The organism is Olleya sp. Hel_I_94 (assembly GCF_007827365.1).
Classification (GTDB): domain Bacteria; phylum Bacteroidota; class Bacteroidia; order Flavobacteriales; family Flavobacteriaceae; genus Olleya.
Window position 1 is genome coordinate 281,632 of sequence record NZ_VISI01000001.1, and the last position, 20,911, is coordinate 302,542.

The 20,911-nt window shown below is 31.7% G+C and carries 19 protein-coding genes; 4 read left to right on the top strand and 15 right to left on the bottom strand.

The window, feature by feature from the left end; genetic code table 11:
* The first annotated feature begins 22 nt into the window (after positions 1-22).
* Positions 23-724: a DUF4197 domain-containing protein gene (locus JM82_RS01315; protein ID WP_145000517.1), complete on the top strand. Its 702-nt coding sequence runs from the start codon at positions 23-25 to the stop codon at positions 722-724.
* A gap of 238 nt (positions 725-962) precedes the next feature.
* On the top strand, positions 963-1,160 hold the full coding sequence (locus JM82_RS01320; RefSeq protein WP_145000518.1) for a Lacal_2735 family protein: 198 nt from the start codon (positions 963-965) through the stop codon (positions 1,158-1,160).
* Here the strand turns inward: JM82_RS01320 and JM82_RS01325 are convergent.
* The 14 genes from JM82_RS01325 to JM82_RS01390 all read right to left on the bottom strand — a co-directional run bounded on the left by JM82_RS01325 (position 1,143) and on the right by JM82_RS01390 (position 18,138).
* Positions 1,143-1,934 carry an ABC transporter substrate-binding protein gene (locus tag JM82_RS01325; protein ID WP_145000520.1) on the bottom strand — a complete coding sequence of 264 codons (792 nt, stop codon included), beginning with the start codon at positions 1,932-1,934 and terminating at the stop codon, positions 1,143-1,145. The two genes, JM82_RS01320 and JM82_RS01325, sit on opposite strands and share 18 nt — an antisense overlap.
* 191 nt (positions 1,935-2,125) lie before the next feature.
* Entirely contained in the window at positions 2,126-2,944 is an 819-nt protein-coding gene (gene pyrF, locus JM82_RS01330) for an orotidine-5'-phosphate decarboxylase (RefSeq protein WP_145000522.1), read from the bottom strand.
* A 34-nt stretch (positions 2,945-2,978) separates the two neighbouring features.
* Positions 2,979-4,055, bottom strand: coding sequence for a peptide chain release factor 1 (prfA, locus tag JM82_RS01335; RefSeq protein ID WP_145000524.1), 1,077 nt, complete (start codon positions 4,053-4,055; stop codon positions 2,979-2,981).
* A 137-nt stretch (positions 4,056-4,192) separates the two neighbouring features.
* Positions 4,193-4,600 carry a hypothetical protein gene (locus JM82_RS01340; protein WP_145000526.1) on the bottom strand — a complete coding sequence of 136 codons (408 nt, stop codon included), beginning with the start codon at positions 4,598-4,600 and terminating at the stop codon, positions 4,193-4,195.
* Between the two features lie 292 nt (positions 4,601-4,892).
* Complete coding sequence (locus JM82_RS01345; RefSeq protein WP_145000528.1) at positions 4,893-5,864, bottom strand: DUF3078 domain-containing protein; 972 nt, start codon at positions 5,862-5,864, stop codon at positions 4,893-4,895.
* 23 nt (positions 5,865-5,887) lie between these two features.
* On the bottom strand, positions 5,888-7,066 hold the full coding sequence (locus JM82_RS01350) for an AIR synthase related protein (RefSeq protein ID WP_145000530.1): 1,179 nt from the start codon (positions 7,064-7,066) through the stop codon (positions 5,888-5,890).
* Positions 7,067-7,157: 91 nt separating this feature from the next.
* Positions 7,158-8,645 carry a carboxypeptidase regulatory-like domain-containing protein gene (locus JM82_RS01355; protein ID WP_145000532.1) on the bottom strand — a complete coding sequence of 496 codons (1,488 nt, stop codon included), beginning with the start codon at positions 8,643-8,645 and terminating at the stop codon, positions 7,158-7,160.
* A gap of 40 nt (positions 8,646-8,685) precedes the next feature.
* The gene (locus tag JM82_RS01360; protein WP_145000534.1) at positions 8,686-10,173 is read right to left on the bottom strand and encodes a CsgG/HfaB family protein; all 1,488 of its coding nucleotides are present in this window, start codon (positions 10,171-10,173) and stop codon (positions 8,686-8,688) included.
* A gap of 17 nt (positions 10,174-10,190) precedes the next feature.
* Positions 10,191-10,589 carry a curli production assembly/transport component CsgF gene (locus JM82_RS01365; RefSeq protein ID WP_145000536.1) on the bottom strand — a complete coding sequence of 133 codons (399 nt, stop codon included), beginning with the start codon at positions 10,587-10,589 and terminating at the stop codon, positions 10,191-10,193.
* A gap of 10 nt (positions 10,590-10,599) precedes the next feature.
* On the bottom strand, positions 10,600-11,760 hold the full coding sequence (locus tag JM82_RS01370; protein ID WP_186439164.1) for a CsgE family curli-type amyloid fiber assembly protein: 1,161 nt from the start codon (positions 11,758-11,760) through the stop codon (positions 10,600-10,602).
* A 40-nt stretch (positions 11,761-11,800) separates the two neighbouring features.
* Complete coding sequence (locus JM82_RS01375) at positions 11,801-12,313, bottom strand: hypothetical protein (protein WP_145000540.1); 513 nt, start codon at positions 12,311-12,313, stop codon at positions 11,801-11,803.
* 132 nt (positions 12,314-12,445) lie between these two features.
* A complete protein-coding gene (locus tag JM82_RS01380; RefSeq protein ID WP_145000542.1) occupies positions 12,446-14,386 on the bottom strand; it encodes a beta strand repeat-containing protein in 1,941 nt (646 codons plus the stop codon).
* A 438-nt stretch (positions 14,387-14,824) separates the two neighbouring features.
* A complete protein-coding gene (locus tag JM82_RS01385; protein ID WP_145000544.1) occupies positions 14,825-15,760 on the bottom strand; it encodes a hypothetical protein in 936 nt (311 codons plus the stop codon).
* Between the two features lie 191 nt (positions 15,761-15,951).
* Complete coding sequence (locus JM82_RS01390) at positions 15,952-18,138, bottom strand: glutamine synthetase III (RefSeq protein WP_145000546.1); 2,187 nt, start codon at positions 18,136-18,138, stop codon at positions 15,952-15,954.
* A gap of 188 nt (positions 18,139-18,326) precedes the next feature.
* Between JM82_RS01390 and JM82_RS01395 the strand changes: the two genes are divergently transcribed.
* Positions 18,327-19,346 carry a glutamine synthetase beta-grasp domain-containing protein gene (locus JM82_RS01395; protein WP_145000548.1) on the top strand — a complete coding sequence of 340 codons (1,020 nt, stop codon included), beginning with the start codon at positions 18,327-18,329 and terminating at the stop codon, positions 19,344-19,346.
* Between the two features lie 82 nt (positions 19,347-19,428).
* Here the strand turns inward: JM82_RS01395 and JM82_RS01400 are convergent, their stop codons facing one another.
* A complete protein-coding gene (locus JM82_RS01400; RefSeq protein ID WP_145000550.1) occupies positions 19,429-20,370 on the bottom strand; it encodes a calcium/sodium antiporter in 942 nt (313 codons plus the stop codon).
* Positions 20,371-20,551: 181 nt separating this feature from the next.
* Between JM82_RS01400 and JM82_RS01405 the strand changes: the two genes are divergently transcribed.
* The gene (locus JM82_RS01405) at positions 20,552-20,911 is read left to right on the top strand and encodes a BlaI/MecI/CopY family transcriptional regulator (protein ID WP_145000552.1); all 360 of its coding nucleotides are present in this window, start codon (positions 20,552-20,554) and stop codon (positions 20,909-20,911) included.

A 20,911-nucleotide genomic window follows, 5' to 3' on the forward strand; every position in this document is an offset into this window, starting at 1 on the left:
TTTGTGCCTTAAATTATATAACATGAAAAAAATATTAGCCTTACTAATTATTCTAAATTTTACTGCTTGCGCAGAATTACAGCAAGTTGTTAACCAATTACCACAAGCTGGTGGTGTTAGCGACTTAGATATTGCGGGAGGATTAAGACAAGCTTTAGACTTAGGTATTGACAAACAGGTCTCTAAATTGACACAAACGGATGGTTTTTTTAAAAACGAATTAGTTAAAATTTTACTTCCAGAGGAATTACAAAAAGTTGATAAAGCTTTACGTGATATTGGCTTAAGTAATCTTGCTGATGAAGGTTTAAAAGTATTAAACAGAGCAGCAGAAGATGCTGTTGGAGAGGCTACACCAATTTTTATTAATGCAGTTAAAGAGATTACTTTTACTGATGCTAAAAACATCTTATTAGGAAGTAATGATGCTGCAACGCAATACTTAAGTAGCAAAACACAAACAGCTTTATACGACAAATTTAATCCAGTTATTAAGGCCTCATTTGATAAAGTTGGTGCTGACCAAATTTGGGCTAACTTAATTAATAAATATAATGCTATCCCTTTTACAAATAATGTTAATCCAGATTTAACAGATTATGTTACTGGTGAAGCTTTAAAAGGTGTTTACACTATGATAGCTGTTGAAGAGCAAGAAATTAGAACCAAAGTTGGCTCTAGAACAACTGCTTTATTACAAAAAGTATTTGCTTTACAAGATTAACCCTTTTATTAAACTTAGAATAATACTAAGTTAACATTGAAACAAAATATAAGCTAGATATTTGCATTGTATTAGAAAGCACACTTTCGTTTTTGATGCAGAGTTAGTTTAGTTAGTAAATAGAGTCTATTTTTAGGGTTAAGAATGGGCTCTTTTTTTGTGCCAAAAAATCGCTAATTATTTTGTTTATATCAATAAAAAAAGTAATTTAAATGTCTAATTACCAACCCCTAAGACCATGGACAGACTAAATTTACTAAAACAACATCAAAATAAGCTTAATAAGCGATACAAACAGCTTATAGAACAGTCTTATAATTTAAGGCAAACAGACCACGAACAAAGTGACGTATCTGCATTTAAAGCTATTAAGATTTTAAATAAGCTAAATAGATTAAAATTTCTAGCAAGAGAACAATCACAAATGGTCTCTTAATTTTTTAAAATAATCAAACGCTTTTAGTAATCTAGAGCCATACCAAGAAAAATATTCGCCATCCACAAAAATAACTTTTGCATTATTTGATGCACTACTAACTTCTAAAGCATGTGCCTCTTTAAAAGGATAAGGCTCACTAGATAATAATATAACCTCAGGATCGCCTTCTAGCTGCATTGCTTTTATATCGACCTCTGGATAACGATCTAGGTTAGCGTATATATTCTCAAATTTATTTAATTGTAATAAATGATTTATAAATGTTCCGTTAGAAGCAACCATCCAAGGATCTTTCCATATAAAATAGGCTGCTTTTAAACTGGCTTTATCTTTTATAAAAATTTGAAATTCTTTTAAGTTAGTTTCAATAGTTTCGCAAATCTTTTTAGCATTAGCACGTTTGTTAAAAAGCTGACCATATTGCTTTATTAAATCTAAGCAATCTACTATAGTTACAATATCTGAAACATGTACAAGACAAATAGTTTGACAAGCTGACACGATATCTTGCGTATTTTCTTCTTTATTACAAAGTATAATATCAGGTTTTAATGCTTTAATTTTTTCAAGATTAATTTGCTTTGTTCCTCCCACAATTTGCTTGTCTCCTTTCAAATGTACTGGATGTACACAAAATTTAGTAAGTCCAACAATAGTATCCTCTAAACCTAAATCGTACAATAATTCGGTTTGAGAAGGTACTAACGAGATGATGCGTATTGGTGTAGCATCTATGTTAAGTGTATTACCTATTTGGTCTGTAAGTGTCATTTAATTATGGCTTAAAATTGTCGTAATATTTTTAATAATGAGATGCTGAAACACTTTCAACATGACGTTACAAGACGGTATTATTTTTATTGAAATAAGTCCAACATTACGATTGACTGTACGACACAACATTACTATTATTACTTAAATAATGTGATACTGAAATAAATTCAGCATGACGGAGCGTTCAATTATTTATTATTTAAAATAACTTCCATTTGTTGTTGTAAATCTTTAGCACTATTAGCTGCTGCTTGCGCAAAATCTTCGTTTGTTGATGCATAAATAATTCCTCTAGACGAGTTTATTAATAGACCAACATTATCACTCATTCCGTATTTACAAACGTCTTGAAGGTTTCCGCCTTGAGCGCCAACACCAGGAACTAGTAAAAAACTATTTGGAACTATTTTTCTAATTTCTGCAAAATACTCAGCCTTAGTTGCACCAACTACGTACATTAGGTTTTCAGCATTTACCCACGATTTAGAGGTTTCTAGTACTTGTTTGTACAGCTCTTTACCATCTACTGTTTTAGTTTGAAAATCAAAAGCACCTTGATTAGAGGTTAGCGCTAACATAATAGTGTGTTTGTCTTTAAAAGCTAAAAAAGGCTCTACCGAATCTTTTCCCATATATGGCGCAACAGTAACACTGTCAAACGCTAAGTCTTCAAAAAAAGCTTTTGCATACATTGTACTAGTATTACCAATATCACCACGTTTAGCGTCTGCTATTGTAAAAATCTCTGGATGCTTATCGTTAAGATAGTTTATCGTTTTTTGTAATGCTTTCCATCCTTTTAAACCATAAGCTTCGTAAAATGCAGTGTTAGGCTTATAAGATACACATAAGTGATGTGTTGCATCAATAATAGCTTTATTAAACTCGAAAATGGGATCTTCGGTTTGTAATAGATGTTTAGGAATTTTGTTTAAATCGACATCTAATCCAATACATAAAAAGGATTTTTTGATGTGTATTTGTTCTAATAGTTGTTGTGTTGTCATGTTATAAAAAAAGCCTCAATAAAGAGGCTTGTTATTAAATATGTTGGTCACTAGCTTTTAATTTTTCTGTATTATCAGCTAATTGTAATTCGTCAATAATTTTTTGGATATCTCCATTTACAATGTTTTGTAAATCGTATAATGTTAAACCAATTCTGTGATCCGTAACACGTCCTTGCGAGTAGTTGTAGGTTCTAATCTTAGCACTTCTATCTCCAGAGGTTACCATCGTACCACGTAAGGCTGCATCTTCTTCGTTTTTCTTAGCCAACTCCATATCATATAAACGCGAGCGTAATACCTTAAAAGCTTTCTCTTTGTTTTTATGTTGTGACTTTTGATCCTGACATTGCGCTACTAATCCTGTTGGAATGTGCGTTAAACGTACTGCAGAATATGTTGTGTTTACAGATTGACCACCTGGTCCAGAAGAACAGAAAAAATCTACACGAACTTCTTTAGGGTTAATCTCTACATCAAACTCTTCAGCTTCTGGAAAAACCATTACAGTTGCTGCACTTGTATGTACACGTCCTTGAGTTTCAGTCTGTGGTACACGTTGTACACGATGCACACCAGCTTCAAACTTTAAAGTCCCGTAAACATCGTCACCAGTAACTTCAAATTGGATTTCTTTAAAACCTCCATTTGTACCTTCGCTATAATCTACAGTATCTACTTTCCATCCTCTGCTTTCGCAATATTTGGTGTACATTCTAAATAAATCTCCTGCAAAAATACTAGCTTCATCTCCACCTGTTCCAGCACGAAGCTCAACCACTGCATTTTTAGAATCTTGAGGATCTTTAGGTATTAATAATACTCTGATCTCATCTTCTAGTTTTGGTATTGCCTCTTTAGCTTCGTCATATTGCATCTTAGCCATGTCTACCATTTCGGCATCACTACCATCTGCAATAATTTCTTCAGCTTCTTTTAAATTTTCAGTAAACTCGATATATATCTCACGCTTATCCATTAATAAACGTAAATCCTTATACTCTTTATTTAGTTCTACATAACGTTTTTGATCTGTAATAACATCAGGTTGAATGATTAAATCACTAACCTCATCAAAACGTTGCTTAACTATTTGTAACTTCTCTAACATCTTCTTCTAAAATTGTGAAACAAAAATACGATAATTTATGAATTTGCAATACTTTAATATTGTTTGCTTACAATAAAGCATTTATTTAAAATTTGCTTTTTTAAAATGCTAAACATTTGGTCTTATAAAATCAAAAATTAAGGCTTTTCAATATTTAAGTCAGAAGCAAAAAACAAATAATACCCTAAGCACATAAAGGCTAAATAGTACAAGAGTCTTTCAATAAAAAAGAAAGCATAGGCTTCAAAAAAATTAGCTATAAAACCACTTAGATCTGTAAAAATGAATAAAAATGTAAACCCAACAAAATAAACCGCTTTATTGGAGTCGTCACAAAAATAATATTTAGCTGCTAAAGCACCAGAAATAACGCATACAATCCAATATAATTGAATGGACAACAACTGACTATAATCCAATAATGTTGATGTTTCGGATACTGCTTTATAACCAATTAATAGGTTAATAATGATAACAACTACAAATAAACCTGTAATAGTTTTACCTAGCTTTTGATGTTTAAATTTTTTTATATAAATTGACACATAATAAAGAAAATGCCAACATTTTAATTACCGAATAGGTTTCAATTATAAATGGTTGAAGATAGTACAAATCAAAAGCATCTGCGATAATCAACAAACAAATAAAACCAATTAGATTTTTATCTTTTATTTTATAAAAAATAAATAACAATAAAAAGAGACAACTTGAAACAAGCCTAACAATTTGGCTATTAAAAAAGTCCAAAAAGACTATCGATGCTATGTTTAAAATAACAACAATTAATGTGAAAATTTTTATAGCTTGTTTAGTTTTCAATAAGTCTTTATAATTTTAAAAATCAACTATCACTCCAATACCTAAAAGTTGCTTCCATTGTATTGAGGCTCCTTTTTCTGCAAATTCGTCTTCTATCTCTGTTTCTTCAATAATCTTAACATCATTATCATATCTTAAGTGCGATCCTAAGGTTGCTTTTACAAAATCATTAACCTTAAAATCAAAGACGACTTCCCAGTCTACATCTATATTACCAAAACTATTTAAATAATCAGTATATAAACTTACTCTATTTTTAAGATAAATATTTTCTAAAACCTGAGTCTCATAAGAATTTGTAACTAAAACACCCATTTCTGTCCTTACATTTTCTCCATCTACTATTTTATTACCTAATGTATCAAAAATTGCAGGACTTACACCAAAAGTACCTTTATCCGCTAATTCCTGATCTAACACAAAGGTTGCTTTAAAGGTTAATGGAGACATATAAAATGATAATTTTTCGATGTTTTTACCGTATTCCACTCCGCCTCCAACAAACAAGTAACCAGGTGCCATAAATCTAGAAATAGCATTATCCCTATTTGGATAGTTATATCCATTAGCATACTGAGTTTTAAAATTAAAACGTCCGGAATAATACCAATTAGTAATAGTATCTTTTCTAAAACCTAAGGTAGAAATTAGCTCTAACTCGTCTTCAGTTTTTCTTAAACGTTGGTTTTCTTGTTTGTTTACACCATAACGAGTTCTAACTTCATTAAACCAAATTAGGTTATTTTTTTTATATCTTAAACTAGATTTTATGGCTAATAATGCTGATATTGAATTTGCTCCTCCAGCATTCCAATTAACAAAGGTGACTTCATTTATGTCTAACCCAAGTTTATTTAATTGTCTCCATTTTACTGTATCCAAAACTTTTACTGGTTGTTCTGGGTTTTGTGGATTTACTGGCTGTTCTGTTTGGGCAAATACACTATTTACACAAACCATTAAGCATATTAAGATAAAGCCTTTCATATCTTTTAATTTTTCATTTGTAATTAATAAACAAACGTTCCGTATTGACTTTCTATTGTAAGCTTTTTAGCATCTGAAGCCTCTACCCTTCCAATCACCTGAGCATTAACATTATAAGATTTTGAAATTTCGATAATAGACTGTGCAATTTCTGGCGATACGTATAGCTCCATCCTATGTCCACAGTTAAACACTTGGTACATCTCTTTCCAATCTGTCTTAGATTGTTCTTGAATTAATTTGAACAATGTTGGTACAGGAAACAAATTATCCTTTACAATATGAAGATTATCTATAAAATGAAGGATTTTTGTTTGCGCTCCTCCACTACAATGCACCATACCATGCACTTCTTTATTATTATATTTAGATAATATTTCTTTTATGATAGGTGCATATGTTCTAGTTGGCGAAAGCACTAATTGACCTGCATCTATTGGAGAATCTTCAACCTTATCTGTCAGCTTTACTTGACCTGAGTAAACTAAATCTTCTGGTACAGACGCATCAAAACTTTCAGGATATTTATCTGCCAAATACTTACTAAAAACATCATGTCTAGCAGAGGTCAGACCATTACTTCCCATACCTCCATTATAACTTTTCTCGTAAGTTGCTTGACCAAAACTTTCTAGACCAACTATGACATCTCCTGCTTTAATATTAGCATTATCTATAACATCAGTTCGTTTTATTCTTGCTGTTACGGTAGAGTCTACGATAATAGTTCGGACTAAGTCTCCTACATCTGCAGTCTCTCCTCCTGTACTATGTATGGTTACTCCAAAAGATTTTAAATCCTCTATTAGCTCTTCTGTCCCATTTATTATTGCTGAAATAACGTCGCCTGGAATTAAGTTTTTATTTCTTCCTATAGTAGATGACAACATGATATTATCTGTTGCACCAACACATAACAAATCATCAATATTCATGATTAATGCGTCTTGTGCAATACCTTTCCAAACAGAAAGATCACCTGTTTCTTTCCAATACATATAGGCTAAAGACGATTTTGTACCAGCTCCATCTGCATGCATAATTAAGCAATACTCTGAATCGTTGGTTAAATAATCAGGCACTATTTTGCAGAAAGCTTTTGGGAATAAACCTTTATCAATATTTTTAATTGCATTGTGTACATCTTCTTTTGAAGCAGATACACCTCTTTGGCTGTAGCGTTTAGAAATTTCGGAACTCATTGTGTTGTGTTAGGCTACAAAGATATTTATAAATAAAAAGCACACAAGTAATATGTGTGCTTTTCTATTTAAAATGATGTAAAGTAAGTATTTACTTCCAATCTGGCATTTTTGCATTTTCTAAAAACAGGGTTCTATCATTAGTAGTTAATACATCAATTACAACTATGTCTTTTTGTGATATTCCATCATTTGACGTATTAACAAAAATAACCTGAGCTTCATTAGGTGAAAATTTAGGATCTAAATCATTAGTACCAGCAGGTTTATTTAATGATATATCATCAACAACAGAAGTCGCTATTTCATAAATAAACATATGGTTATTTAATTGTCTGTAATCTGTATTTTGATTACCAGACACATCATATGTATATAATAACTTTGTTCCATCAAAAGAATAGTCTAATCCTCCAGCAGCACCATTAACGCCTTGTAATACATAGTCCAAGATTGTACCAGAATTATTTATCGTGTAAATCTCTACGTTATAACCAGAAGCATTATTTGTTTTAATCGCTAAACGTTGTGTAAATTGATTCCAATCAACCTCTGTTATAAAATTAGCGTTTAATGTCTGATGGATTTGGGTTAACCCTGAACCATCTACATTTATTTGATATAACTTATCAAAATTTGGATAAACAAATTTTGTGTTATCATCTTTCCACTCAAAATCTAGTTCTTCTAAATTAAAGCCATTAACTGAAATACTATTAGTTACCTGAGCCACATTGGATCCGTTAAGATCCATAGTATAAATTTGTGTTTGACCTCCATTTGATCTTAAAAATGCTAATTTATCAATATTGCTTGCTTTTCTTGGTCTCCAACTATTACTACCTGATGATGTTAATTGGTACTCATTACCATCCGAATCCGCAGAAAATATAACATTATTACCATTTATTTTTCTAGTAAAAAAGACTCTGTTGGTAGGAAACTCAATGGTTTTAAAGTTAAACGTTTCACTTAAAACCGGATCATTAATATTGTCTGAAGCAGAAACTTGCCAAAAATATTTGATTCCGTAGTCTAATCCTGTAACCGTCAATGTAGTATCTGTTAGGTCTGTATAATTTAAAACATCTGAATTTTGGTCGTTTAATATCTGCACTTGATAGACTAAATCATCATCTTCAGGATCTGTCCCAACCCAAGTTAGATCTACAGTTAAGGTCTGATTAATCGCATTATTAGCAGGTGTCACTAAAATTGGTGCATTTGGCGCGTCATTATTAGCTGTTTCTACATCCAGCTCAAAAATCACGTTTACACTATTATCCTCAGTAACAGTAGCTGACTCAAACTTTGATAAATAGCCATCTTTTTGTGCTTGTACAGAATAAGTACCAATTGCAACATTATTAATTACAAAATCTCCAGAAGCATCTGTAAAAACGATACTAGAACTAGGGTTTGTTGAAACTCTTGTATTTTCTAGTGGTACATTATCTCCTTTAGAAACCACTTTTCCTGTTATTGAACCAGTACCACTAAAGGATACTTTGTCTTCACTACAACCAACGACTAGTAAGATTATGACTAATAAACTTATATATTTTGAAAATGTTTTCATCTGTTTCACTTTTTTAAATGTTAAACTAAAATTTAACAGATTAATTATCTTTTTTGATTGGACGTGCTAACTTGTTTTTTTCTTGCATTTGTCTACGATTTTCTTTTTTCAAGGCTCTAAATTCTGCCTTTTTAAGACGCTCTAACTCTTTACGTTGATTAAATTTAGTATTTGGTGTAGATAAATAAATATTAACACCTAACCCAAAACGATAAAACATATCGTCAATAGATCCAGATACTACATTATCCAATTTATCAGAAAATACTAAGTTATGCTCTCCAAACACGTATATTCCTATGTTATCTTTTACTAAATACTCTATTCCTAAACCTGCCTGTAATTTAGGATCTAAGGTGTTAAAATAGTCCAAAGCATTTGTACCAATACCGCCAAACAAGTAAGGTGTTAGGTTGTCAAATGGTAAGATTTTATATTCTAAATTTAAATCAAAGGACATAAATCCTTCATTAAACATTTCTTTATTTTCTAAATTAAATTTATTAAAAGAAAAATCTAATCCTAAATATGGATTTAATTTACGTTTAAATCCTAATTTACCATTAAAAGCTAGCTGAGGATTAGCCAAATCACCATTCATTAACGTACCTCCTAATGCTGCTGTAATTGCGTAATCACCTCTTCTTTCTGTTAAAAAACGATCGTATAACTCTGTAGTTATCGCTTCATCTTTTTCAGCATCATAATCTTCTACAAGTTTAGCTGTGGCCTCCTCACTTAATCTTGGCAACCATAATTCGTCTTTTATTCCTTCAATAATCAAAGCCTCTACTGCTTTTTCAATAGCCTCTTTCATGGCTAATTGGACAGGTTCATTTTTTGTAAAACCTATTTCAGTCTCTAATAATCTTTGAAATTTAACGTATTTAAACAGATTTGCAGATACTGCTTGAGATAAGATTGTTTTTGAAATATAAACTGTTTTTAACACTCTACCACTAGAGGTAGAAACAGCTCTTAAGTACACTGTAATCCTATCTTGTCTATATTGTGTTGAAGTACCTACTCCTAAATATCTTGCTCCTGCACCACCTGTTATAATATTAGTATCATAGGATATAACACCACCTTCTAATAATATTCCTGCATAAAGTAATGGAGGTAAATTAGGCTCGCTTGGGTTTTGATTTTTTCTATACTCATCACGAGTAGATCTAATTATATTTCTTTCGTTTAAAAGATTACCTAAGTTTTCTCTTTCAATAACTGTAAACCATTTAGAGTCCTCTAAGGCCTTATTTAACATCGTTGTACCTCCTTGAGAGACTGCTGTACTAAAAGTACTTCCGTTTTCTACAGCTTTGTACTGACCTGTTTGATCTTTAAAGTTATAAACTCCAGCTACAACAGGTTCTTGAGGTAATGGAAACTCTTTTAACTTTTGTGCTACTGGAGAGGTTTCACCAATCCTAGCTCGTTCTTGCTTATAAGGTTGGTTAAAAAACGCACCACAACTGGTTAATAATAAAAATAATATGACTGCAAAAGCAGATCTATAGTTAAGCATGATAGATAGTTAAGTGGTTAATTAGGGACTATAATTTGTGTCTGCTCTCCAGTAGTTGTATCTAAAATATTAATGACTAAGCCTTCTGCAGAGTCATATACTTCTAATGCTAAACTACCAAAACTAAAATTTCCTTCTTGTAGACCTTCTCCTAATTGGGTTTGAAATAATGATCTAGATAACTGACTTAGTATTTGCCTGTTAAGGTTTTCAGAAAATGCTGCTAATGAGCTATCATCATCCGATTGATTTGCTTTTGGGTCTGTAAAGGAATTTTGAGCATTAGCTGAACTTAATAACCATTGATAGTTAAAAGTATCTCCTCCAAATGCTGGATTTATAGGTTTATAAGATAACTGTTGACCAACACAGAAGTAGCTAGCCGAGAAAATTAAAATTATTAGTAATTTTTTCATGTCTAAAAAGTTAATAGCGTTTAATTGTTTTAGATTCGGTTTCAAGTTTTTTAAAATGTTTGTACACGTTAACTATCGCGTAATCATTCATTTTAGTTAAATACTCAAGACTAGGTCTTACAAAAAACGAAAAAATCTCATCATCTCCAACAATAACCTCTATTTTCGTGTTTCTACCTAATGCTAATACCTCCTTGATTGTCACTACTTTATTCCCGTTAATATTATTTTGAGTGTATAAAGAATAAAATAACTTGTAAAAGTCCCTACCTGGTTTTGTTTTTGTGTCTTCAACTACGATTCCTTTTAACTCTAAACCATCTCTTTTACCTTTATTGACGTCTTGAGAGTTTGCCTGTTCCTCTTTTAATTTATCTAATAATTTTTGTTTATTTTCTATATCTAAATTTGACTTATCATTATAAACCACTCGGTCTTGACCTATCAAATTATTATCTAAGTCATAAATAAGCATGACGCAAATAACTGGCTGATCTCCAATAATATTAAATGAAGCCTCAGCAAGTTCTATTTTTTGGTTGGCAGATATTATAAAGCGTTGCTTTTTGTCTTCTAGAAGGTTATCTACACTTTCTTCTTTATCAAAAACCATTAATTTAAAGATTAAACTTTTTGTAATTTCGGTTTTATTGAAAGCTGTAGCTTTTATGGTTGTAAAGTCATTTTGTTGAGCTGTTTCTATTTTAGCCTCAACTTCATTATTTACTAATTGCGCAGAAATTTTGACACTAATATTATCAATTTTTTCTGCAATATTTTTTTTAACATTAAGATTATTGTCTTCATTATCGTTATAAACGATTCTATCCATACCAATAATATTATCTGTGGAATCAAAAATTAAAAGTAGAATTATCACTTTTGTATCTTGATCAAAATTAATGGATGTTGTTGACAAATCTTTTTGTTGATCTGCATTTAAATCTAATTGTCCGCTTTGCTCGTTTTTAGATTTATTTTGATTTTTATCTGTTTTAAAAACAGATAATTTATAGGATATACTTTTAGACAATTGCATTTTATTAATAGCAACGCCCTTTATATTAATAATATCATTGTCTTGGGTAACTATCAGCTTTGCCTCAACTTGCGTGTTATATGATTGCGAGTGAGCGTTAATAGCATAAAAAAAGACAACAATTAATACCATTGTTTTTTTGAATTCACATAAAAACATAATGGCTTATTTTTTAAAAATTTCTAATTATGATTGATTGGTCTTGTCCTTGCATAGAAACTTTAATTTTTTCTGATAAAGAATTTGATCCAAACATGGTTAAATTTTGGTTATTCCCAGTTTGATTAATCGTTGTGTTTTTTATATCTGTTTTAAAAGGACTGTAATCAAAAACTGTATTATTATCTCCATTTTGTATTACCGTTTCAACAAGTTTAGTACTATTAATATCTAATACAGTAAGGTTATCGTTACCGTTTTGGATTATATTAATATTACTTTGTGTAGATCTTGTGACACTTACCGCTTCATTATTATCTCCTATTTGGGCAATAAAAATTGCGTTATTTGATGAAGTTGAATTTAGATTTGCAGCGCTTTGATTAAGTAAAAAGTTTTCTTCTGACGCCTGTGTATCAAAACCAGACAACTGACTATCTTCTTGAGCTTCAAAAGTTTGAGCAGCAAGAATATTACTAGATATAAAGATTAAGGCAACTATTAAAATTTTAAATATTGTTTTCATAGTCTTATGTTTTAACTGTGTTACTACATGTAAGTTATAAAATAAATCTGTTATAAAAAGTATAAGAGCAAATTAATGCTCTTATACCTTATAATTATTTTAGTAAATAATCTATTTTATAAAAGCTTCTGCTTAGTCATTTTGAGTTACAGAAGAAGAGTTTCCGTTTCCAATTTGATCCACAGAACTTGAATGAGTTGTTCCGTTTTGATCTACTGTACTAGAATTAAAATCCCCTTGTTGATTAACATAACTATCGTGCATAAAACCGTCTTGATCAACAATACTATTATTTAACAATCCGTTTTGAGTTACGTTAGATAAATGTAAGTCTCCCATTTGTGAAACCGAACTATTGTTAGCTGTACCATCTTGATCTACATATGATTGATTATCGTTTCCAGTAGAAGTCACTTGACTTTGATTTCCTGTACCATCTTGAGCAACTACAGAGATGTTAGTGTTTCCTGTTTGAGAAACAGAACTACTATTAGCATTTCCATTTTGATCTACATCAGAATCGTTATCGTTACCTAATTGTGTTACAGCTGATCCATTATTGTTTCCTATTTGATCCACATAAGACTCATTAGTGTTACCTATTTGATAAGTTGTTGCTGTGTTAGCGTTACCTTGTTGATTTTGAGTAGAAATATTAGAGTTACCTTGTTGAATTGAAAGTGCGTAGTTGAAATCACCAACTTGATCAATATCACTATCATTCATATCTCCATATTGTCCTGCTCCTCCATAATTATCATTACCTGTTTGACTAACATCTGCAAGATTAGAATCACCAATTTGCTCTGCTTGACCCCAGTTATCATTTCCTAATTGAGTAACTGCAGCTGTATTCATATCACCTGTTTGCCAGATATCTGAGTCATTATTATTCCCATCTTGATCAGCGTCTGCATCATTACTATCACCATCTTGATCTACTAAAGAGTCATTCATATCTCCATTTTGATCAACACTAGCGTCATTCATATTTCCATCTTGATCAACATCAGAAATATTCATATCACCAGTTTGGTCAACATCACTAATGTTCATATCACCAATTTGGTCAACATCACTAATGTTAGACTCTCCATCTTGGTCAACATTAGAATCGTTATCGTTTCCTGTTTGTGTAACTGAAGAATCATTTCCTCCTCCTAAATCATTGTCTTGACTCACATAAGACGTATTATTGTCACCATTTTGATCAACAATACTCGTGTTATTATCTCCTGAATAACCTTGAAAAACATCTGAATCGTTTCCGTCACCATCTTGATCTACATCAGAAGTGTTAAAATCTCCCCATTGGTCAACATAAGAATCGTTATTATCTCCTGTTTGATCTACATCAGATAAATTACTGTCACCATCTTGCCATACAAAAGAATCGTTATCATCTCCTGTCTGAGTAACAGTACTAATATTAGAATCTCCTACAGTACCTTGCCATACAGTAGAGTCATTGTTATTACCATCTTGAGCAACATCAGAATCATTTAAATTTCCAACTTGTTCAACTTCTGAATTATTTCCAGAACCTCCAAATTGATTTACTAAAGATGTGTTATCATCTCCATCCTGCTCTACTGTACTGGTATGAGAACCATCACCTGCTGTACCATAACCTTGGAATACATCAGAATCGTTTCTATCACCATCTTGGTCAACAGTACTTGAGTTACTGTCTCCCCACTGATCTGTGTATGAGTCATTACTATCTCCCATTTGATCAACGTCACTTGCATTTAAGTCACCATCTTGCCAAGTAAAGTTATTGTTTAAATCTCCTGTTTGATTAACTGCAGAAATATTATCATCAGATAAACCATCTCCTCCTGGTCCTCCACCAGTTTGGCGAGTCTCATTAGTGTTAGAAGTTCCGTTTTGATCTACCGTAGAAATGTTATCATCTCCGACTGAATCTACGTCAGAGTCATTGGTCATACCAGTTTGCATTACAGTTGAAGCATTTCCACTTCCGATCTGATCTACATCACTGTTGTTCGATTGTGCAAACATCATTGTTCCACACATTAGCGCAGCTGCGCTGAAAAATACTTTTTTCATGTTTAAATATATATTGATTAATAGCAATTCAAAGATAAAGAATTTATTCACTCCTAAAATTTGATAACCAAAAAAACATGTGTTTTTAACTATATATTCGTTAATAATTGAGATTTACACGTTGAAACGCATGTTTTAAAAAGAATTTTCCTACAATATTTTTGGATTCAAAATAACACCTAAACCCCTAATACACTTGAATATACGTACAACTACGTATAAAAAAAGAGCAAAAAAACTGTAGTAAGACAACGCACCTTAACCTTTGTAGTCTTCCTAATATAATTTTAAAGAAATTTAAAGAAAATAAATAATTCAAATTATATGTTGAAGAATTTTTTATTGACCTTACATTAATTACTTCAATATAATTTATAGGCATAAAAAAAAGAGAATTCTTTAAAGAACCCTCTTTTTTAAAATAACACTTTTTTAATATTAATCGTTTTGAGTAACGATAGATATATTAGAATCACCTATTTGATCTACATCACTCATATGTGTATTACCACCTTGATCAACTGTACTTGCATTAAAATTACCAGATTGATAAACATCACTTAAATGAGAAAGACCAATTTGACTTACCATACTACTATTAGAGTTACCTAATTGCAACGTTGCAGAATCGTTTTGATCACCATCTTGTATAGTAGAGGCCATATTATTATTTCCTGTTTGACTTGTTGTTTCAACATTATCATCTCCATCTTGTGATACATAAGAATCGTTTAAATTACCTATTTGATCAACTAACGAAGAATTATTAATACCTACCTGAAAAACTCTAGATTCATTATTGTTACCAATTTGATCTACATCACTAAAGTTATCTCCTCCTGTTTGTTTTTGGTTAGAAAAGTTTCTGTTTCCAACTTGTGTTAAGTAAGCTGTATTTCCTGCAGACTGATTAGGTACTGCATTTTGATTTTGTCGTCCTACATTTCTGTTTCCATCTTGATCAATATCTCCAAAGTTATTGTCAAAACGCTGGATTTGAACTGATTTGTTTCGGTTACCAAATTGGTTTGTGTAAGCTATATTATCTTCTGCTGCACTTGTACCTTGATCAATACGAGCGTTGTTTCTGTTTCCTTCTTGATACACATCACCAAGATTTCTATCTCCTGCTTGCTTAACTTTAGACTTGTTTAAATTTCCTAATTGAAATACATCAGAGTCGTTTGCTTCACCACTGTTTGGATTACCTGGAACAGATCCATATTGATCTACATCAGAGTCATTATTTGCTCCTTGTTGGAATACGTCAGAGTCGTTAGAAACACCAGTTTGATCTACATCACTAACGTTTGATTGCGCGAGCATGACTGACCCACACATTAGCGCAGATGCGCATAGAATGATTTTTTTCATTTTGAATATAAATTGATTAATAGCATCTCAAAGATATATATTATATGTATCAAAAAATGATAATACCATATAAATCAGCATATTTAAAGCAACTTTTCGATAATCTCATAATTTTCTCGGACAAACAGAATTATAGAGCACAAAAAAGCCTCAATAAATATTGAGGCTTTTTTTTATAACTATTTATCCATTTATTTAGTAAACAACAACTCTCTGTACTTTGTTAAAGGCCACAACTCGTCATCAACTAACAATTCAAGTTTATCACAGTGGTATCTAATATCATCAAATAAAGGCTTAACCTTGTTACAATAAGCTTTAGCTTTGGTTTCTATATTTTCATCTTTATTAGACTTTTTACGTGCTTCAGTCATTTTAGTCACGTTAGAATTAATAGATGCAATATGCTCTGAAATTTCTTCAATTAAATTAAGTTGTTCTTTCGCAAACTTTTTAAAATCTGCTCCATAGATCTCTTTTAAGCCTTTTACATTTTTAATTAGTATATTTTGATATCTAACAGCTGTAGGTACAACATGGTTACGAGCAATATCACCTATAACACGACTTTCAATTTGCACACGAAGTACATACTCCTCCATTTCAATTTCATAACGCGCTTCAGACTCAATCTTATTCATGACACCTAAACCTTCAAACAGTTCTAAAGTTTTTTTAGATACTTTAGCCTTTAAGGCTTCTGGTGTCGTTTTATTATTACTTAAGCCTCTTTTTTCTGCTTCCTTCTCCCAAGCTTCACCATATCCATTACCTTCAAATAATATGTTTTTAGATTTTTTGATGTATTCTCTTAATATGTTAAAGATAGCATCATCTTTTTTCATGTCCTTTTTCTCTATTAAGGTATCTACCTCTTTTTTAAAGTCGATTAATTGTTTTGCAACAATACTATTTAAAACCGTCATTGGGTTAGCACAATTAGCAGTAGATCCAACCGCTCTAAACTCGAATTTATTTCCTGTAAAGGCAAAAGGAGACGTCCTATTACGATCAGTATTATCTAGCAATACATCAGGTATTTTACCAACAACATTAAGTTTTAAATCTGTTTTTTCTTCTGGAGACAACTTGCCATCCGTTACATTTTCTAACTCATTTAAAGTTTTAGTTAACTGATCTCCTATAAATACAGATATAATGGCAGGAGGCGCCTCATTAGCTCCTAAACGATGATCATTACTTGCAGATGCAATTGCAGCACGCAGCAGCTCTTCATTATCATATACTGCTTTAATAGTATTTATAAAAAAGGTTAAAAACTGAAGATTACTCATAGGTGTTTTTCCTGGTCCTAATAAGTTAACTCCAGTATCTGTACTTAAACTCCAATTGTTATGCTTCCCAGAACCATTGACTCCTGCAAAAGGTTTTTCGTGAAATAGAACTTTAAAATTATGTCTGTCTGAAATCTTATCCATCACATCCATTAATAATGAATTATGGTCTACAGCCAAATTAGCTTCGTCATAAATTGGTGCTAATTCAAATTGATTAGGTGCCACCTCATTATGTCTAGTTTTTACCGGAATGCCTAATAGCATGCACTCTGTTTCAAGATCTCTCATAAAAGCCATAGCACGATTTGGTATTGTCCCAAAATAGTGATCATCTAACTGTTGTCCTTTAGCTGGAGAGTGTCCTAATAATGTACGACCTGTTTGCACTATATCTGGTCTAGACATTGCCAAATCACGATCTATTAAAAAATACTCTTGCTCCCAACCTAAAGAGGCATTTACTTTTTTAACATTTTTATCAAAATACTTACACACAGCTACAGCTGCACTATCTACAGCCTGTAATGCTCTAAGTAAAGGCGTTTTATAATCTAAAGCTTCTCCTGTGTAAGACACAAAAACGGTTGGAATACACAATGTTGTACCATATATAAAAGCAGGAGACGTTGGGTCCCAAGCTGTATAACCACGAGCTTCAAAGGTATTTCTTATTCCTCCATTAGGAAAACTTGATGCATCAGGTTCTTGTTGCACTAATTGTCCGCCTCCAAATTTCTCTATTGCTAATCCGCCTCCAATAGTTTCAAAAAAAGCATCATGCTTTTCTGCTGTTGCACCTGTTAAAGGCTGAAACCAGTGCGTGTAATGAGTTGCTCCTTTGGAGATAGCCCATTCTTTCATTCCTGTAGAAATATGATCTGCAACTATTCTATCAATTTTTTTTCCCAATTTAATAGCATCACTAACACTTTCAAAAGCTTCTTTAGTTAAATATTGACGCATGGTGGACTCATTAAAAACATTGCTTCCAAAAATTTCTGAGCGTCGTTGTTTTTCTTCAATTACAACAGGACGTCGTTTTAATGATTCTTTTATAGCATGAAATCTTAATGTTGACATATTCTTTTTTTTAATTAGTTGAATTACGAATTTACAAAAAATAACACTTGTAAAATGTCATACCCTAAAAAAAACAGGGTTATTAACATTCTTTTAATAAAATTACCAATTACACCCATATTTTTTTAGAGGTGAATTCAATTTTATTCTATATTTGCCTTAACATATAACTAAAATGAGTTTTTACCATGAAAAAATCTAAATTAGAATACATCTGGTTAGATGGATACTTTCCAACACAAAACATGAGAAGTAAAACTAAAGTTGAAAATGACTTTAGTGGAAAATTAGAAGACTGCCCAATTTGGTCTTTTGATGGTTCATCTACTAAACAGGCTTCAGGAGGCGCTTCTGATTGTCTTTTAAAACCTGTCGCAATTTACCCAGATCCTGCAAGAAGAGATGGTTATTTAGTAATGACAGAAGTTTTAAATGCAGATGGCACACCACATGTATCTAATGGTAGAGCCACTATTGAAGATGAAGATGAAGATTTCTGGTTTGGTTTTGAGCAAGAATATTTTATAATGGATAACAAAACACAATTACCTTTAGGTTTCCCTATTGGTGGTTATCCTGCACCACAAGGTATGTATTACTGCTCTGTTGGCGGAAGACATACACATGGTAGAGATTTAGTTGAAGAGCATGCAGACTTATGTATCGATGCTGGCCTAAACTTTGAAGGAATTAACCAAGAGGTTGCTTCTGGACAATGGGAATTTCAATTATTTGCTAAAGGTGCTAAAAAAGCAGGAGACGAAATCTGGATTGCAAGATATTTGCTTGACAGATTAACTGAACAATATGGTTATTATATTGAATACCATCCAAAACCATTAGGTAAAGATATGGATTGGAATGGTTCTGGTATGCACGCTAACTTCTCTAACACTGTTTTAAGAACATGTGGTAGCCAAGAAACTTACGAGAAAATTTGCGAAGCATTTAGACCAGTAGTTAAAGAGCACATTGCGGTTTACGGAGAGTTTAACGATCAACGTTTAACTGGAGATCACGAAACAGCATCAATCCATGACTTTAGTTATGGTGTGTCTGATAGAGGTGCATCTATACGTATTCCAATTATCACTGTAGAGAAAGGATGGAAAGGTTGGTTAGAAGACCGTCGTCCAGCATCAAATGGTGATCCATACAAAATAGCAGGTCGTATTATTAAAACTGTAAAATCTGCTAATATTAGTTAATATTGATTACATAGTTAAATCCATTAAAAAACGCTTTCTATAACTAGAAAGCGTTTTTTTTATATATAAACGATAAACTAAATTACCCTCTAAAAACTAATATTATAAAAACTGCATAAATCAATACTAAGCCAAAACCTTTAATTTTACCAATTTCATGCTGCTTAGGCAACAATCCTAGCACTAAAACTAAAGCTGCAAAAATTAACATCCAAAATATATCTCTGGATAAAATTAAAGATTCTGTTACAGGAATTGTCTTTATCATAGATGTTAAACCCAACACAGACCCAATATTAAAGATATTTGATCCAATCAAATTCCCTAAAGAGATTGCTTTTTCCTTTTTAGCTGCTGCAATAACCGATGCTGCCAACTCAGGCACGCTTGTACCAATTGCAATCATAGTTACACCAATTACCGCTTCACTAACACCTAAGCTTGTAGCTATTTGAGTAGCACCTTTAACTAGCCATTCACTACCAAAATACAAAGCTGCTGCACCAATAAATAACCAGATACCAATTTTAAAGTTAGACACCACAGCTAAGGCATCATCCACTTCCTCTAAATCATCCGTAGATTTTTGTGTTTTAATCAAATAGACTATAAAAACAATTAATCCAACAAAAAGCACTAAACCTTCCATAGCAACTAATTGGTTATCATTCCATAAAAAATAATATAACGCCATAGAAAACAACATCATAACTGGCCAAGTCAATTTATAAAAAGACTTATCTATTGCGATTGCACCTACAATTGCTGTTATACCAAGCACTAAACCTATGTTTGCTATATTAGAACCCACCACATTATTAATTGCTATTGCAGGCGACCCACTTAAAGCTGCTTGCAAACTAACCAACAATTCTGGCGCAGATGTCGCAAAGGACACAACTGTCATACCAATAACAATTTTAGAAATATTAAGCTTAAAGGACAAGGCTACAGATGATCGCACCAAAAACTCTCCTCCCACTACTAATAATACAAAACCTAAAATAAGATATACTACACTCATAATGATATAATTTTTGCGAAGATACATTTTGAAATCTTCAAAAAGAATTAGGACTTAATTTTTTTCGCTGTAGCGGAAAACACTTTTGTAAAACTAAAAAAATAGTTAAAAAACTACATTTATAGTTATATAACTATTTTTTTAGTTATTATTGTATTAACATAAAAACAAACATCTGATTATGCAAAAGTTAACCAATAAAGAAGAAGAAATAATGCACATATTATGGAAGCTTGAAAAAGCTTTTGTAAAAGATGTCATGTCAGAAATAAAGGACGACAAACCACACTACAACACTCTATCCACTATGGTTAGAAATCTGGAAGAAAAAGGCTATGTAAGTTACGAAGCATTTGGAAAAACACATCGCTACTATCCTATAATTTCTAAAGAAGCCTATCGTAATAAATTCATGAATACAGCAATAGACAATTACTTTAATAGCTCTTATAAAAATGTAGTGTCTTTTTTTGCTAAAGAAGAAAAAATTAGCGTTGAAGAATTGAAAGAAATTATTCGTTTAATAGAAAACCAAGATTAA

What these genes read in the sequence shown, in the direction of transcription:
- JM82_RS01315 (WP_145000517.1), top strand. Translation starts at nt 23, where the DNA reads ATGAAAAAAATATTAGCCTTACTAATTATTCTAAATTTTACTGCTTGC.
- JM82_RS01320 (WP_145000518.1), top strand. Translation starts at nt 963, where the DNA reads ATGGACAGACTAAATTTACTAAAACAACATCAAAATAAGCTTAATAAG.
- JM82_RS01325 (WP_145000520.1), bottom strand. Translation starts at nt 1,934, where the DNA reads ATGACACTTACAGACCAAATAGGTAATACACTTAACATAGATGCTACA.
- pyrF (WP_145000522.1), bottom strand. Translation starts at nt 2,944, where the DNA reads ATGACAACACAACAACTATTAGAACAAATACACATCAAAAAATCCTTT.
- prfA (WP_145000524.1), bottom strand. Translation starts at nt 4,055, where the DNA reads ATGTTAGAGAAGTTACAAATAGTTAAGCAACGTTTTGATGAGGTTAGT.
- JM82_RS01345 (WP_145000528.1), bottom strand. Translation starts at nt 5,864, where the DNA reads ATGAAAGGCTTTATCTTAATATGCTTAATGGTTTGTGTAAATAGTGTA.
- JM82_RS01350 (WP_145000530.1), bottom strand. Translation starts at nt 7,066, where the DNA reads ATGAGTTCCGAAATTTCTAAACGCTACAGCCAAAGAGGTGTATCTGCT.
- JM82_RS01355 (WP_145000532.1), bottom strand. Translation starts at nt 8,645, where the DNA reads ATGAAAACATTTTCAAAATATATAAGTTTATTAGTCATAATCTTACTA.
- JM82_RS01360 (WP_145000534.1), bottom strand. Translation starts at nt 10,173, where the DNA reads ATGCTTAACTATAGATCTGCTTTTGCAGTCATATTATTTTTATTATTA.
- JM82_RS01365 (WP_145000536.1), bottom strand. Translation starts at nt 10,589, where the DNA reads ATGAAAAAATTACTAATAATTTTAATTTTCTCGGCTAGCTACTTCTGT.
- JM82_RS01370 (WP_186439164.1), bottom strand. Translation starts at nt 11,760, where the DNA reads ATGGTATTAATTGTTGTCTTTTTTTATGCTATTAACGCTCACTCGCAA.
- JM82_RS01375 (WP_145000540.1), bottom strand. Translation starts at nt 12,313, where the DNA reads ATGAAAACAATATTTAAAATTTTAATAGTTGCCTTAATCTTTATATCT.
- JM82_RS01380 (WP_145000542.1), bottom strand. Translation starts at nt 14,386, where the DNA reads ATGAAAAAAGTATTTTTCAGCGCAGCTGCGCTAATGTGTGGAACAATG.
- JM82_RS01385 (WP_145000544.1), bottom strand. Translation starts at nt 15,760, where the DNA reads ATGAAAAAAATCATTCTATGCGCATCTGCGCTAATGTGTGGGTCAGTC.
- JM82_RS01390 (WP_145000546.1), bottom strand. Translation starts at nt 18,138, where the DNA reads ATGTCAACATTAAGATTTCATGCTATAAAAGAATCATTAAAACGACGT.
- JM82_RS01395 (WP_145000548.1), top strand. Translation starts at nt 18,327, where the DNA reads ATGAAAAAATCTAAATTAGAATACATCTGGTTAGATGGATACTTTCCA.
- JM82_RS01400 (WP_145000550.1), bottom strand. Translation starts at nt 20,370, where the DNA reads ATGAGTGTAGTATATCTTATTTTAGGTTTTGTATTATTAGTAGTGGGA.
- JM82_RS01405 (WP_145000552.1), top strand. Translation starts at nt 20,552, where the DNA reads ATGCAAAAGTTAACCAATAAAGAAGAAGAAATAATGCACATATTATGG.